The organism is Hymenobacter tenuis, from assembly GCF_054780495.1.
The window spans coordinates 60,600-75,031 of sequence record NZ_BAAGWF010000007.1 but is presented as its reverse complement, the minus strand read 5'-3'; the positions used below and the strand labels follow the sequence as shown (position 1 = coordinate 75,031).

General features: G+C 64.9%; 11 protein-coding genes. 2 read left to right on the top strand and 9 right to left on the bottom strand.

Annotated elements, in window-relative coordinates; translation table 11 throughout:
- From ACYVGU_RS20070 to ACYVGU_RS20030, 9 genes are all read right to left on the bottom strand, one after another.
- Positions 1-1,360: HAD-IC family P-type ATPase (locus tag ACYVGU_RS20070; protein WP_460623569.1), on the bottom strand; the 1,360-nt coding region annotated here is incomplete at its 3' end.
- A 286-nt stretch (positions 1,361-1,646) separates the two neighbouring features.
- Entirely contained in the window at positions 1,647-4,874 is a 3,228-nt protein-coding gene (locus ACYVGU_RS20065; RefSeq protein ID WP_460623568.1) for an efflux RND transporter permease subunit, read from the bottom strand.
- A gap of 109 nt (positions 4,875-4,983) precedes the next feature.
- Positions 4,984-6,129 (bottom strand): efflux RND transporter periplasmic adaptor subunit, encoded by a 1,146-nt coding sequence (locus ACYVGU_RS20060; RefSeq protein ID WP_460623567.1) that lies wholly within the window; start codon positions 6,127-6,129, stop codon positions 4,984-4,986.
- Positions 6,113-6,724, bottom strand: a complete 612-nt coding sequence (locus ACYVGU_RS20055) for a hypothetical protein (protein WP_460623566.1) — start codon at positions 6,722-6,724, stop codon at positions 6,113-6,115. The genes ACYVGU_RS20060 and ACYVGU_RS20055 overlap by 17 nt, the downstream gene beginning before the upstream one ends.
- 1 nt (position 6,725) lies before the next feature.
- A complete protein-coding gene (locus tag ACYVGU_RS20050; RefSeq protein ID WP_460623565.1) occupies positions 6,726-7,970 on the bottom strand; it encodes a TolC family protein in 1,245 nt (414 codons plus the stop codon).
- Between the two features lie 102 nt (positions 7,971-8,072).
- Positions 8,073-8,618, bottom strand: a complete 546-nt coding sequence (locus ACYVGU_RS20045; RefSeq protein WP_460623564.1) for a heavy metal-binding domain-containing protein — start codon at positions 8,616-8,618, stop codon at positions 8,073-8,075.
- A 43-nt stretch (positions 8,619-8,661) separates the two neighbouring features.
- On the bottom strand, positions 8,662-9,393 hold the full coding sequence (locus ACYVGU_RS20040; RefSeq protein WP_460623563.1) for a DUF305 domain-containing protein: 732 nt from the start codon (positions 9,391-9,393) through the stop codon (positions 8,662-8,664).
- A gap of 50 nt (positions 9,394-9,443) precedes the next feature.
- The gene (locus ACYVGU_RS20035; RefSeq protein ID WP_460623562.1) at positions 9,444-10,406 is read right to left on the bottom strand and encodes a heavy metal-binding domain-containing protein; all 963 of its coding nucleotides are present in this window, start codon (positions 10,404-10,406) and stop codon (positions 9,444-9,446) included.
- 335 nt (positions 10,407-10,741) lie between these two features.
- Positions 10,742-11,230: a hypothetical protein gene (locus tag ACYVGU_RS20030; RefSeq protein ID WP_460623561.1), complete on the bottom strand. Its 489-nt coding sequence runs from the start codon at positions 11,228-11,230 to the stop codon at positions 10,742-10,744.
- Between the two features lie 378 nt (positions 11,231-11,608).
- On the opposite strand from ACYVGU_RS20030, the gene ACYVGU_RS20025 reads away from it, so the two are divergent.
- Entirely contained in the window at positions 11,609-13,882 is a 2,274-nt protein-coding gene (locus tag ACYVGU_RS20025; RefSeq protein ID WP_460623560.1) for a heavy metal translocating P-type ATPase, read from the top strand.
- 4 nt (positions 13,883-13,886) lie between these two features.
- On the top strand, positions 13,887-14,264 hold the full coding sequence (locus tag ACYVGU_RS20020; protein WP_460623559.1) for a cupredoxin domain-containing protein: 378 nt from the start codon (positions 13,887-13,889) through the stop codon (positions 14,262-14,264).
- Positions 14,265-14,432: the final 168 nt, after the last annotated feature.

Genomic DNA, 14,432 nt, shown 5'->3' with positions numbered 1-14,432 from the left:
ACTGCTGCAGGGCGGCCTGCGCCGAGTCGGGGTCGGGCTCCGCCAGCGCGCAGCGCGCGATTATGCCTTCGGGCGCCCCCTTGGCGGCCACGAGGCGGTGCCCGGTGGCGGCGGCGAAGACATGGGTCATCATGGGGGGGCGGCCGCCCAGGGGGTACTCGTGCACCAGCTGGTAGGCGGGCCGGCGGTCGGCCGCGCCGGCCTGCTCCCCGTACGCCCGGTGCAGGGCCTGCTCCATCGGGTCAAAGGGGTGGGGCTCGCTGGCCCACATGGCCGTTTCCAGCAGGCCCTGCTCCTGCTCGGACGGGGGGGCGGCGGCCGGGCGAAAGGGGTGAGCTGACCTCTGCCCGGGGCAGTAGAGCTGGTCCAGGCGCATGCGGTTTTCGGTGAGCGTACCGGTTTTGTCCACGCAGATAACCGTGGCGGAGCCCAGGGTTTCCACCGTTTGGGGTTTCTTGGTCAGCAGGCGCCGGCGCATCAGCCGCCAGGCCCCCAGGGCCATAAAGGAGGACAGGGCCACGGGTATTTCCTCGGGCAGCACGGCCATGGCCAGCGTCAGGCCGTGCAGGAGCCCGTGGACAAAGCTGCCTGACTCCCACCAGTTAAAGCTGAACACCAGGGCAAAGGCGCCGGCACCGACCAGGGCCATGCGCCGGACAAAGGAAGCTACCTGGCGCTGCAGGGGAGTGGGGGGCGTTTTAACTTGGTTTATCAGCCCACCGATGCGGCCCAGGCGGGTCTGCGGCCCCACGGCCGTGACGCTGAGTACGGCGCTGCCCCCGCTGACGGAGGAGCCGGCGTACAGCCGCTGCTGGCCGTCGGCGGCTTTGGCCACCGGCAGGGACTCGCCGGTCAGAAATGACTCATCGGCCTGCAGGTCATTGGCTTGCAGCAGCATGCCGTCGGCTACCACCTGCTCACCCTCGGCCACCCGCAGCACATCCCCGACCACCACCTCAGCAGAGGGAATATCGGTTTCCTGGCCCGCGCGGTGCACCCGGGCCCGCGGCTGGGTAAGCTGCTGCAGGGCCCGCAGGGCCCGGTCACTGCGGGCTTCCTGGTAGAGCGAGATGCCCGCCACCAGGATGGTGGCCGCCAGCATCGTGATGCTCTCCGGGTAGCTGCCAATCAGCCCATAGACCAGGGCAGTGACGACCAGGAGAATAAACATGGGCTCGGAGCCAATGCCGCGCAGAATGCCCAGCAGGTGATTCCGGGCGGCCGGGGCCAGCGTGTTCGCGCCGTAGCGCTGCCGCTGCACCACTACCTGCGCGGGCGTAAGCCCAGCCGGGGTGGTTTCCCCCGCCCGGCTGGGGGCTGACCGGGGCCAGGAAGCAGGCGGCAGGGAGGGCGTGGGCATACACAAAGAGTAATCCAGGCGCCTGGGGTGCGGCAAGGAAGGGTTACCCCCTAAAGGTCTGCGGTGCTGCCAGCAATAACAATGAGGAAAGTCAGGTCGCAGCCTGTAATTATGCAGCCGGTCGGGTCGTACCCCGCCGCGGTAGCGCTCTGCCGGCCGGGCGCCGGGGAATAGAGTATTTTCGGCAGCCTGGAAAAGCGGGGGTGCTGATCATCTTTTAGTTAGTAGCGAGGGGGCAGAGCCCCACCCGACGGTGAACAACGGGGCGTGCGATGGGCTGATCGGCCTATGTTACCGCCGGGGCCGCACCGGGAGGCAGGTCGGAAGCGGGGGGCAGGGTCGCGGCGTCCCGCTCCTGGGGGTGGTCGTCCAGGCCTGCCTCCTGGTGGGAAGCAAAGTACTGGGCCAGGGCTTTTTCGCCCACCAGCCAGAACACCACCGGGGTGACGATGATGTCCAGGAAGGTGGAGGAGAGCAGGCCCCCCAGGATAACCGTAGCCACGGGATAAAGGATTTCCTTGCCCGGCGCGTCCTTGGCCAGGGTAAGCGGCACCAAAGCCAGCGCGGCCACCAGGGCCGTCATCAGCACCGGCACCAAGCGCTCCAGGGAGCCCCGGACTATCATCTCCTTGCCAAACTGCTCGCCCTCGTGCTCCACCAGGTGGATGTAGTGGGAAATCATCATGATGCCATTGCGCGAGGCAATGCCGGTAAGGGTGATAAAGCCTACCAGCGAGGCGATGCTGAAGGTGCCTCCGGTGAGCAGCACGGCCACCACCGAGCCAATCAAAGCCAGGGGAATGTTAAGCATGATCTGCCCGACCATGAGCGAAGACTTGAAGTGGGAAAACAACACCAGAAAGATACCCGCCAGCGAAAACAAGCTTAGCCACAGAATCTTCTGGGAGGCTGACTGCTGGCTTTCAAACTGCCCGCCGTAGGTCAGGTAGTAGCCCGGGGGCAGCTGCACCCGCTGGCTTACCTGGGCCTGAATCTGCTTGACGGTGGAGCCCAGGTCGCGCCCGGCCACGTTCAGGGAGATGGTGATGCGGCGCTGGGTGTTTTCGTGGTTGACCGTGTTGGGGCCGGGCTCGTAGAGGATGTCGGCCACCTGGCTGACGGGAATCAGGGCCCCGGAGGGCGTTTCAATGCGGGTCTGGCTGATGGCGGCCAGGTCATTGCGCTGGGCTTCGGGCAGCTTGACCACCAGGTCAAAGCGCTTCTGCCCGTCGAGCATCTGCGAGACGACGGCCCCCTGAAACAAGGTTTCCAGGTCCCGCACCACTTCGCCGCGGGCCATGCCGTAGGCCCGCAGGGCCTCGTCGCGGGGGCGGATCAGCAGCTGGGGAATCTGCACCTGCTTTTCCACCTGCAGGTCCACCACCCCGGGCACGGCGGCGGCCACGGCGCGGATGTCATTGGCGTAGCGGCGCAGCTCCAGCAGGTCGTTGCCGAACACCTTGATGGCCACCTGGGCGCGCACCCCCGAGAGCAGGTGGTCGAGGCGGTGGGAGATGGGCTGACCGATGTTCACGTTGACGCCCGTGATCAAGCTGAGCTTCTGGCGCAGGTCGGCCAGGATTTCGTCGCGGCTGCGCATGGTCTTGCCTTCCTTTTCCAGCTCCTCTTCGGTCTTGAAGGCCACCTCGATTTCCGAGTTGTTGACCGACTCGGCGTGCTCGTCGAGCTCGGCCCGGCCGGTGCGGCGGGCAGTGTAGGCCACCTCCGGAATCTTCAGCATCTGCTGCTCGCCCAGGGTGCCCAGGCGGTTGGACTCCGTGAGCGAGGTGCCGGCGGGGGCGGAGAAGTTTACCGTCAGCGAGCCCTCGTTGAAGGGCGGCAGAAACTCGGTGCCGAAAAACGGGACCATAGCCGCCGCTGCCACGAACAGCGCTGCCGTGGTCGAGAGCACCAGCTTGGGGTGCGTTAGTCCCCAGCTCAGCAGGCGGGTATCCTTTTTCTTAAGCCAGCGCACCAGGCCCCCGTCCGTTTCGGGGTGGTGCATCTGCTTCATCCCGGGCAGCAGGTAGTAGCAGAGCACCGGCGTAACGGTGAGCGACACGAACAGGGAGGCCACGATGCTGGTGATGTAGGCAATGCCCAGGGGCGCGAAAATGCGGCCCTCCATGCCCTCGAGGGCAAACAGGGGCAAAAACACCAGCACCACGATGATGGTGGCGTACACGATGGAGTTGCGTACCTCCGAGGAGGCCGCGTAGATCACCCGGAGCACCGGCTGCGGATTGGGCTGCTGCTGGTTTTCGCGCAGGCGCCGGTACACGTTCTCCACGTCCACGATGGCGTCGTCCACCAGCTCCCCGATGGCAATGGCCAGCCCGCCCAGGGTCATGGTGTTGATGCTGATGCCCGCCAGGCGAAACACCAGGGCCGTCACCAGCAGCGACAAGGGAATGGCCACCAGGGAAATAAAGGTGGTGCGCACATTCAGCAGAAAAGCAAACAGCACGATAACCACCAGGATGGCTCCGTCGCGCAAAGCTTCCTCCACGTTGGTAATGGAGGATTCAATAAACTCAGATTGCTTGAACAGGCGCGTGTTCACTTGCACGTCCCGGGGCAGGGAGGGCTTAAGCTCCACCAGGGCCTTTTCCACGGCGGCCGTGAGGCCTACCGTTGCCGCGCCGGGCTGCTTCTCAATGCTCAGGATCACGGCCGGCTGGCCGTTCACGCTGCCGTCCCCGCGCTTAAAGCGGGCCCCGAACTCCACCCGGGCCACGTCCGCCACCCGGAGGGGGGACTGCGCCCGGTAGCCCACGACGATATTCTCAATATCCTGCACCGAGCGCAGGCGCCCCAGGTTGCGAATCAGCACTTCCGAGCCCTGCCGGTCAAAGAAGTTGCCGGTGGTGTTCAGGTTGGAGCGGCGCAGGGCCTCTTCGACCTGGTTTACCGTCAGGCCGGTGGCATTCAGGCGGGGCATATCCAGCAGCACCTGGTACTGCAGGTTGTCGCCGCCGATGGGAATCACCTGGGCCACCCCGGGAATGGAAAGCAAACGCTGGCGCACGGTGTAGTTGGCCAGGGTGCGCAGCTCCGCCGCGTTGGTTTGCGGGCCGCCCGACAGGCCGACGAGCATAATCTGGCCCATGACCGAGGAGATGGGCCCCAGCACCGGCGTGATGCCCTCGGGCAGCTGCTCGCCGGTGGTTTGCAGCTTTTCGCTGACAATCTGCCGGGCCGTGAAGATGTCGGTGCCGTAGTCAAACTCCACGAACACCATGCCCAGGCCAATGGCCGAGTTGGAGCGCACGGCCGACACGCCGGTAGCCCCGTTCAGGGCTGTTTCCACGGGCAGGGTCACCAGGGCTTCCACTTCTTCCGGGGCCATGCCCGGGGCCTCCAGGAATACGGTCACCCGGGGGCGGTCCAGGTCGGGCAGCACGTCCACGGGCAGCTGGCGGGCGGTGTAGGAGCCCGCCAGGAGCAGGCCCAGGGCAAAGGCCAGCATGAGCAGGCGGTTCTGCAGGGCAAAGCGAATAATCTTATCGAGCATGTTTTTTCGTAAGCGGTTAACTGACGGCGGCTAGCCGATAGCTCCGGGTCAACAAAGCGAGTAGCGGGAATCAGTCAGCCGTCAGCGGTTCATCGCGGGCAGCTGGTGGCTACTGATTAAGGTAGATGGACTTGAGCTGGTAGGTGCCGGCGGAAACCACCCGGTCATTTTCGTTGACCTGCCCCTCCGCCAGCACGGTTTGCTCGCCCGTCACGGCGCCGGGCTGCACAAAGCGAATCTTGAAGCGCTCGGGCTCAGTGTGCACAAACACCACGGGCTTGCCATTCAGGTCGGTGATGGCGGCGGTGGGCACCACCAGCTGGGGTTTGCTCCCGCCGGTCTGGCCTACGACCTGCACGTTCACGGCCTGGCCGGCGCGGTAGGCGCTGCCCGGCTGGGCGTCGAGCTCCAGTACCAGCTGGCGGGCCTGGTTCACGGGGTTGACCACGTTGCTGAACACCACCAGCCGGGCCGGCACACTGGCTTGCCCCTGCAGGCCTTCAACCCGGAATTGGGCGCCGGGCGTGACTTTGGCCAGGTCCTGGGCAAACACCTGGGCTTCCACGCGCAGCTTGCCGGGGTTGATAACCCGAAACAGCTCCTCGCCCTGGCCGACCTGCTGGCCGACGGCCAGGTTAAACACGTCCACGGTCCCGCTGATGGGTGAGGTGATCGTCACGCGGCGCTGCCGGGCCTGGCCGTTGTAGATGGCCGCGTTCTGCCGGGCCTGGCGCAAACGCAGCTCGGCGGCCACCACGTCCTTGCGGGCGGCAATGTCGGCGATGCTCTGCAGGCGGGCGTAGTCCTGCTGGGCGGCGCGCAGCTCGGCCTGGGCGTTGGCCCGCTCGGTGCTGAGGCCGATCTGCTGGGTGGCATCCAGGGTTTGCTCGATGACGGCCAGGGTCTGCCCGGCCCCCACCGACTTCCCGACTTGTGCGGCGAGGCTCACGATGCGCCCGGTTTGGGGCACCACGATGCGGCCTTCGCCGCCCGCGGCCGCCGCTACCGTGCCGTAGAGCGTGGCCCGGCTGTAGGTCGTGGAGTAGGCCGCCAGCTGGGTGCGCACCTCGAACAGAAACTGGCTTTCCTTGGGCAGCAGCACCTCGTCGGCGAGGGCCACGCCGGTGCTGGCCTGGGCTTCCCCGCCGTGGTCTTCGCCGCCGTGGGCCTGCACCAGGCCCGGGGGAGGCAGCAGCAGAGTCAACACCAGGCCGGCGGCGGTGGTAACCGCCAGAAATTTATGCGTGGTTTTCATAGACGGCGGGGGTAGAAGTGGAAACTGGAGCGGCCGGGCGGCGCCGGCGCAGCAGCAGGAAAGTCAGGGCAATCCCCAACGCGAAAGCGCCCACTAACGCCAGGATCGTTTTCCCGGAAGAAAACAGCCCGGGAGCCTCGGCGTGTGGGGCGGCCGCTACGGGCAGCTTCTGCCCGACGTTGATACCTTCGAGCAGCAGCAGGTCCGCCTGTTCTCCCGCCACGATGTTGAGGGCGAAACTGTAGGCTTTATTGGCCGGAAACTTTCCTTCGACCAGGTAGCTGCCCGGCTCCTGCTCGGTTACCGCCCACTGCAGGGTGGCATCTTCCGGGTTAGTCAGGGTCAGCTTGGCGCCCTTGATGGGGGCGTTGGTGGCGTAGTCGGAGAGGAACAGGCGCAGGTCGGCGGGCTGGCCTCCTTCCAGGGGCTCGTAGCGCAGCAGCACCTCGAACTGCTCCGAGAGTGCCGCCACGGAAAAGGAGGTAGCCCCGGCCGGCGTAGATGCTTTTGCTTCGTCGCCGTGGTCTTCGCCCCCGTGGGCGGCGGCCCCTCCCGCCAGGAGCAGGCTCAGGAGCAGAATAAGAACGTGTTTCATGTTATTCACCCCGCAGGTAGTTAAGTTCGATGAGGGCCTGGCGGTAATCCCGGATAATCGTCAGGTAGGTATTCTGGATGGCAAAGGCCTGGTTTAAACTCAGGATGAGCTGCAGGTAGCTGGCTTCCCCGGCCCGGAACAGGCGCTGGGACTGGCTGATGATGGCCCGCGACTGCGGCAGGCCGGTTTGCTCGTAGTAACCCAGCGAGGCCCCAAACTTGCGCGTGTCGGCCAGGGCCTGCTCGTACTGGGTGCTCAGCTCCAGGCGCTGGGTTTGCAGCTGGTAGCCGGCGGCCTGGGCGCGGGCCGTGGCCGCCTGCAGCTGGGCGCGGTAGGTCCACAGCCAGAGGGGCACCGACAGGCCAAACTGAAAGCGGTACTTGAGTTGGGAGTTCTCAAAGGCCTGGTTCTGATAGCCCAGCGTGAGGGCCGGGGTGCGCCGGGCCCGCACCAGGCTGATGCCCGACTGGCTTAAAGCCACGTTCTGGGTGGCGGCCGCCAGCGTGGGGCTGGCCGCCAGGGCCGTGCTGTCCTCGGTGGGCAACCCCGCAAGCAACGCCCCGCCCGTCTGGGCCAGCTCCGGGCCGCTACGGCCCAGGTCGGTGCTGGTGGCGAGGGCCGCGGTGGGCTGACCGAGCAGCAAGCCCAGGCGGCGCTGGGCGGCTTGCCGGTCGGCGGTGGCCTGCAGCAGCAGCACGCTCACCTGCCGGGCTTCGGCGTCGGTGCTGATGCGCTGCAGGGAGGTGACTTCCCCGGCGGCGAACAGGCGCTCAGTAGCCAGCCGCAAGACCTGAAACAGGCTGTCCTGGTAGGTGAGCTGCCGCACCTGGGCCTCGGCAAACTGCAGATTCAGATACGCCAGGCGGGTGTCGCGCAGCACGCTGGCCCGGCTTACGTCGCGGTTGCGCTCGGCCAGCATGATGCCGGCCTGGGCTACTTGGCGCTGGCGCCGGTACACGTTGGGCAGGTCGATGGTTTGCACCACGCCCGGCGCCCACATCTCGCCCGTGGGGGCCGAGAACAGGAAGTCCGGGTTGGGCGGGGCAAACGAGCCCCGCTTAAGGGCGCGCTGCTCCTCAATTTCCCGATCCGACTGCCGCAGCCGGGGGTGGCGGCGCAGGGTCAGGGCTACGGCGCTGTCCAGTCTGATGACGGTTTGGGCGCGCGCGGCCTCGAGGCTGAATCCCAGCACTAGGGCCAGAACCAGCAGAAAACGCCCGCTGCATGTCAATTTCGGATACTTCATAGATTCAGGGTAAAACGAGCCAGGGGGCCGCCCGCCGTTGCAGCGGCAGACGACCCCGACCAAGCGGGTCGGGACGCCCGGCCTCCGAAAAGCCCGCGCCGGCTAGGACTTTTTCACCAGGGCCATACCGCACTTCGGGCAGCTGCCGGGCTGGGCGCTGGCCGAGCCTTCGCAGTTCATGGGGCAGGTATACGCCGTGGCCTTGCCGGCTTTGGCGGCCGCGTCAAGCTTATCAAAGCGGGCGCTGAGCAAGCTACCGTTGGCTTTCAAACTCACGATGGCCGTGCGCAGGGTGGTGCCGGCGGGCACGGCGGCCACGAAATGGTGGCCGCTCGGTGTCAGCTTCACGCTAATAGTTTTGCCCGCCGTGCTCAGCAGCATGGCCGTGCCGGTGGAGCGGGTCAGGGGCAGGGTTTTTTCGTTTTCGTCGAGCAGGTACACGTGCACTCCTCCGGCTTGCTGCACCAGCTCGAGGTGGTACTTGCCGGCGGTGCGCACCGTGCCGCCGTGGGGGGATTTATGGGCGTGGGATTCGCCGGCTGCCTGGTGGCCGTGGGCGGCGGTGCCGGGCTTGTGGCGGTGCTGGGCCAACACGGAGAAGGGCGCGGCCAGCAGGGCAGCGAAGAGGAGAGCTTGCGAGAATTTCATCAGTTGGGGGTAAAAAAATGAGGGTTGGGGCCGGGCGGCGGGCCTACATCTTGTCGCCGTTTTTGCTGCGCCAGTCCTTGAACTGCTGGATTTCCTTTTCCTGGGCCGTTATCATCTGCTGGGCCATCTCCTTGAGCTTGGTGTCCTTGCCGTGGGCCAGCTCCGCTTTGGCCATGTCCACCGCGCTTTGATGGTGCACGGTCATGAGCAAGTTAAAATTCATGTCGGGGTCAGCTACCGGCTGGGGCATGTTCTGCATCATTACGTCCATCGAGGCCTTCATCTTGCTGGTGAAGGGATCGGAGGGGTCGTTGGGCTTGTAGTTGGTGGGGGCGCTGTCCAAGCGGGTGGCGGCGGCCTCCAGGGCGGTGATTTCCTGAAGCTGGTCGGCCTTGATTTTTTCGGCCATCTGGCGCATGGTAGCGTCTTTGCCGTCGCGCAGCTGGATGTCGGCCATCACGACCGCGCCCTTGTGGTGCTCCAGCATGTGGTGGGCAAAGTCGTGGTCGGTGTTGCCCTGAGGCTTGGTGGCATGCATCTTCTGCATCATCGCGTTCATGGCTACCAGCTGCGGGGAGCCGCCGGCTGCGGCCGCCCCGTCGTGGCTCATGGCCGAGTGGCCCATGCCGGCCATGTCGCCGGGAGCGGCGGTGTCGGTGGCAGGCATTACAGTTGGGGTGGTCGCCGTGGAGCCAGCGGTTTTGTCGCTGTTGCAGGAGGCGAGTAGCAGGGTGCCCGAGCAAAGGGCCGTGAGGAAGAAAGCAAACTTTTTCATGGGGTTGGGTTGGGGCTAAGGAAAAGTGAAATGGGCCTAAGCACTTGTGCTTAGCTAGCAGCCGGGTTCTTCACGTTGATGGTGAAGTCGCCGGTGTGAATCTTGCCCGCGTGGTTGAACTGCAGGAAGACGCGGTACAGGCCGGGCTTTTCGAAGTTGGTGTTGAAGCCGATGCTCGGGCCTTTGTCAGCCTGGTCGTTGGGGTGCACGTGCAGATACTGCTCCGTGTCCTCGCTGATGACCACCACGTGGCCCAGGGCGCCGAGGTAGTTTGCCAGGTCGGTTACCGGCTGCCCGCCTTTGGTGAGGTTGATTTTCATGCCCAGCAGCTGGCCCGTGGTCAGCGGCTTGTCGAAGGAGAGCGTGGCCTGATAGCCGTCTTGGTCCCACTGCATGTCGTCGTTTTTAAATTTCACCGGGGCGTAAGCCGGGCCCTTCACCGTAAGGGGCTGGCGGCCGAGCTGATGGCCCGAGCCCGTGGGCGTGTAGTCCTGAAACAGCACGTAGTCCCCGCCCTTGGGGAAGGTGTACTTTACTTTGTAGTCGCCGGCCGCGGTGTATTCGGGGTGCTCGTGGTAGAACTGGCCTAAGTCCTTGCTGACAATGATGAGGTGGATTTTTTTCTCGTGCACCACGGCCAGCGGCACGGGGGCTGACTCGTTTCCAATTTCATAGGGTGTGAACCCCAGGGTCGTGAGCTGCCCGGCAGTGACTTCCGTGGGGGTGGGCACGAGCTGCATCTCATAGGTTTTGCCGCTCCCGGCTACTTTGTCATTGTGCTCCAGGTTCATGCCGCACTTGGGGCACTTGTCGCCCTCCTTGGTGCTGGTCACTTCGGGGTGCATGGGGCAGGCGTAGGTGTGGCCGCCGCCGTGCTCAGCGGTGCCTTCGGCCTGGCCGGTGGTAGGTGTAGTGACGGTGTCAGTCGCGCTGCTCGATTCCGCTTCGGAAGAACAGCTGCTAAAAGTGAAGACGCCGGCCAGAGCCAGCAGGGAAAACGGTAAGCGGTACATAAAAAAGGGGTTGGGTTGATCAGGTAAGGGCCCTGGCTTCAGTCGCCCGGGAGCTCCTAGCGCGGCCTCAGGTTTGCCACTGCTGCCCGAGCGCGCAGCCCGGCACAGGGGCAACCACGGCGCACCAGCAGGTGGGAAAGCAGGCGGCGACCCGGTCCTTGGGGAGCGGGGCCACCAGCTTCTTCGCAACAGCGCTTCCTTTGTTGGGCAGCAGTAAACCAGGAAGAGGAGGGAGGGGGGGGCGCAGCCGGGCGCCGGGCGGACACGCAAAAGCGTAGGCCCGCCCCGGACATAGCAGAGCTATGCCAGGGCGAGCCTAGCGCGCGTCAAACCAATCAGACCGTCAGGGACTGAATAAAAATGCGGATGTCGGGTATTTTGGGGGGCAGGTGCTCGCCGGGCACCAGAACAACCGAATGGGTGCGGTCCCACTGTCCGGCAGCGGGCCGGAAAAAGAAGTCGTTGCTGGCGGGCAGCAGCGCGGGGGCAGCCGTCAGCAGCTGCTTTTCAGCGGGCGTGGTGAGCGACTTGAGGATAGCCGCGGAATTGTCCTTGCAGCAGTCCGACTTTTCGGAGGAGCCTTTGGACGTGGTGTCGGGGCCATGCTGGGCCTTGGCCGCCTTTTGCTTGGTGGGGGCTTTGTCGTGGCCGTGGCAGCCGGGGTGGCTGGGCTTGGCCGCCGGGGTAGCCTTGGCCACCGGCACGGGCGCAGCCAGCACCGGATTCAGGGTTGCGCACCAGCACTGGCCCACGAACACGTTGACGAAGACGAGCAGAAAGCTCGTCGCCAGCAAACGGCGGAAAGGCAGCAGGGTACGGAACATGACAGGCGTTAAGCAACCGCAAAAGTAAACTTCTCCACGAAAGAGCGGTACGGCTTATTTACCCCGTTTCTAGGTAAAGAGTTTCCCGGCGTCCTCCCGGCGCCCGGCGCTGATCCGCATAATGTGCCGCACTTGAGTTGATGCGCAGCTTTTGATCAACAGAGCCGGAAAAGCCCAGTACCCCTGACTACAAAATTATGCAAGTCGGCGGCCGGATTATGTAAACCCATTCGTGACGGGCTGCGTGCAAATTATGCAAGTTTCGAGTGGGATTCCGTACCAACACTCTGGAAGGGTAGCCGTTCTTTTGTAAAGTGCTTTTAAGCCCTGGGCGTCTTCATTCCCGGGCTCGATACGGCAGTAGCACTGTGTATTCCTATGGAACCAACTACCAAAACTGAAACCCTCGACATCGAAGGCATGACCTGCGCCTCGTGCGCGTCCTTTGTCGAGAAGTCTTTGACCCGCACGCCCGGCGTGCAGCGGGCCGTGGTCAACTTTGCCACGGAAAAAGCCACGATCGATTACCTGCCCACCCAGGCAACCCCTGCCACGCTAATGGAAGCCGTGGTGAATGCCGGCTACGGCGTAAGCGAGCGGGCCCCGGATACCAGCGCCGCCGATCAGCAGGCGGAAATTGACCAGCAAAAGGCGCTGGCCTACGTCAAGCTCAAGCGCCGCTTCTGGGTGGCCACGGGGCTGGCTGTAGTGATTATGCCGCTGAGCATGCTCATGCTCTGGCCCGCGATGATGCAGCGCATCAACATGCAGTGGCTCAACTACGGCCTGCTGGTGCTCACCCTGCCCGTGCTGCTCTACAGCGGCCGCGAGTTCTTTACCTCGGCCTGGAACGGCTTCAAGCACCGGGCCGCCAACATGGACACCCTGATTGCCGTGGGCACGGGGGCGGCGTTTCTCTACAGCCTGGCGGCCACGGTGGTGCCGGGCTGGTTTATGCGCCGGGGCATTATGCCCGAAGTGTACTACGACACCACCGCCACCATTATCGCCCTGATTCTGCTGGGCAAGGTGCTGGAGCTGCGGGCCAAAACCCAGACCTCGGCCGCCATCAAGGCCCTGATGGGCCTGCAGGCCAAAACGGCCCGGGTGGTGCGCCCCGACGGGCAGGAAGTCGACGTGCCCATCGAAGAGGTGCAGCTCCAGGATGTCATTGTAGTACGACCGGGCGAAAAGGTGGCCACCGACGGCGTGATTGAGGAAGGCCAGTCGGCCGTGGACGAGGCCATGCTCACGGGCGAGAGCCTGCCCGTGGAGAAGAAGGCCGGTGATCCGGTGTTTGGGGCTACGCTCAACAAGACGGGCTCCTTCCGCTTCCGCGTGACGAAAGTGGGTGCCGACACCATGCTCTCGCAGATTGTCAAGCTGGTGGAAGATGCCCAGGGCAGCCGGGCCCCCATCCAGCGGCTGGCCGACAAGGTCAGCGCCATCTTCGTGCCCACCGTCGTGGTCATTGCCATCCTCACGTTTGTGCTCTGGTTTGACCTGGCCCCCGTAGGGATGCGGCTGCCCCTGGCCCTGGTCAACTTTGTGGCCGTGCTCATCATTGCCTGCCCTTGCGCCCTAGGTCTGGCTACGCCCACGGCCATCATGGTGAGCACGGGCAAGGGCGCCGAGCACGGCGTGCTGATTCGCAACGCCGAAGCGCTGGAGAAAGCCTACCAGGTGAACACCGTGCTGCTGGACAAAACGGGTACCATCACCCGCGGCGAGCCGGCCGTAACTGACTTCGTGCCGGCCGAGGGGCAGGACGCAACGCACTTGCTGCAGGTAGTAGCCGCCGTGGAGCGGCAGAGCGAACACCCCTTGGCCGAGGCCGTGGTGCGCTACGCCGATGCCCGGCATGCCGCCGTGGTTTCTGCCACGGGTTTTAAGGCCATCGAAGGCAAGGGCGCCCAGGCGTTCGTGAACGGGCAGGTGGTGCTCATCGGCAACTTCCGCCTGCTCGACGAGGCCGGGATCAGCCCGTCGCCGGCCGTACGCCGGCGGGCCGACGAGCTGCTGGCCCAGGCCAAGACCGTCCTGTACGTCGCCGTTGACCAGCAGGCCGTGGGCCTCGTCGGCGTGGCCGACACCGTGCGCGAGACGTCGGCCGCGGCCATCAAGCGGCTGCAGGGCCTGGGCATTGAGGTGATGATGATGACCGGCGACAATCCCCAGACGGCCGCCCAGGTAGCCGAACAGGTGGGTATCAAGCGTTACTTTGCCGAGGTGCTGCCCAGCGGCAAAGCGGGCAAAGTCAAGGAGCTGCAGGCCGAGGGGCGCGTAGTGGCCATGGTGGGCGACGGCATCAACGACGCGCCGGCCCTGGCGCAGGCCGACATTGGGCTGGCCATGGGCGGCGGGACGGATGTGGCCATGGAAGCGGCGGGCATCACGCTCATGCGCTCCGATCTGCAGGGGGTGGTGACGGCCATTGAGCTCTCGCGCCAGACCATTCGCACCATCAAGCAAAACCTGTTTTTCGCCTTCATCTACAACACGCTGGGCATCCCAGTGGCCGCCGGCCTGCTCTACCCCTTCTTTGGGCTCCTGCTCTCGCCCATGCTGGCGGCCGGGGCCATGGCCCTGAGCTCCGTCTCGGTGCTCACCAACTCGCTGCGGTTGCGCAGCTTTGCTCCCGCTAAAAACTAACGCCATGGATTCTACCGCAATCATCGTGACCCTGATGGGCCTGGCCCTGGCTGGCTTCGTGGTCTGGTACTTCTTTTTTTCTGCCCGCCCGGTGGTCAGCGCCGTTTCCTCCGCTACCGGGGTGCAGCAGGTCGACATCCTGGTGCAAGGGGGATACTCCCCCGATGTAATTGAAGTGAAGCGGGGCCAGCCCGTCCAGCTGAACTTTTACCGGGCCGAAGAAAATACCTGCTCGGAGCAAGTGCTCTTGCCCGACTTTAGCATCCGCCGGGACCTGCCGGCCTTTCAGACTACCCTGGTGGAGCTACTGCCCCAGCAGGCCGGCACCTTTGCTTTTACCTGCGCTATGGGCATGCTCCGCGGGCAGCTGGTGGTTAAGTAAAAGCTACCGCGCGCGCTCCTGCTGGCTATGCGGCCCGCGCGCGTGCGGCTCTATCCCAGCTGCCTTCTGCCGCAAAATCCAACAGGTCGGCCCTCTGGCAGTTTGATAAACGAAAAGCCGGGCCCCGCCGGGCCCGGAAGTAAGCCAACAAGGACTACGCGTTAACCA

Bases quoted from the DNA above. Each gene is read 5' to 3' on its own strand.
- ACYVGU_RS20065 (WP_460623568.1), bottom strand. From the start codon at position 4,874: ATGCTCGATAAGATTATTCGCTTTGCCCTGCAGAACCGCCTGCTCATG.
- ACYVGU_RS20060 (WP_460623567.1), bottom strand. From the start codon at position 6,129: ATGAAAACCACGCATAAATTTCTGGCGGTTACCACCGCCGCCGGCCTG.
- ACYVGU_RS20055 (WP_460623566.1), bottom strand. From the start codon at position 6,724: ATGAAACACGTTCTTATTCTGCTCCTGAGCCTGCTCCTGGCGGGAGGG.
- ACYVGU_RS20050 (WP_460623565.1), bottom strand. From the start codon at position 7,970: ATGAAGTATCCGAAATTGACATGCAGCGGGCGTTTTCTGCTGGTTCTG.
- ACYVGU_RS20045 (WP_460623564.1), bottom strand. From the start codon at position 8,618: ATGAAATTCTCGCAAGCTCTCCTCTTCGCTGCCCTGCTGGCCGCGCCC.
- ACYVGU_RS20040 (WP_460623563.1), bottom strand. From the start codon at position 9,393: ATGAAAAAGTTTGCTTTCTTCCTCACGGCCCTTTGCTCGGGCACCCTG.
- ACYVGU_RS20035 (WP_460623562.1), bottom strand. From the start codon at position 10,406: ATGTACCGCTTACCGTTTTCCCTGCTGGCTCTGGCCGGCGTCTTCACT.
- ACYVGU_RS20030 (WP_460623561.1), bottom strand. From the start codon at position 11,230: ATGTTCCGTACCCTGCTGCCTTTCCGCCGTTTGCTGGCGACGAGCTTT.
- ACYVGU_RS20025 (WP_460623560.1), top strand. From the start codon at position 11,609: ATGGAACCAACTACCAAAACTGAAACCCTCGACATCGAAGGCATGACC.
- ACYVGU_RS20020 (WP_460623559.1), top strand. From the start codon at position 13,887: ATGGATTCTACCGCAATCATCGTGACCCTGATGGGCCTGGCCCTGGCT.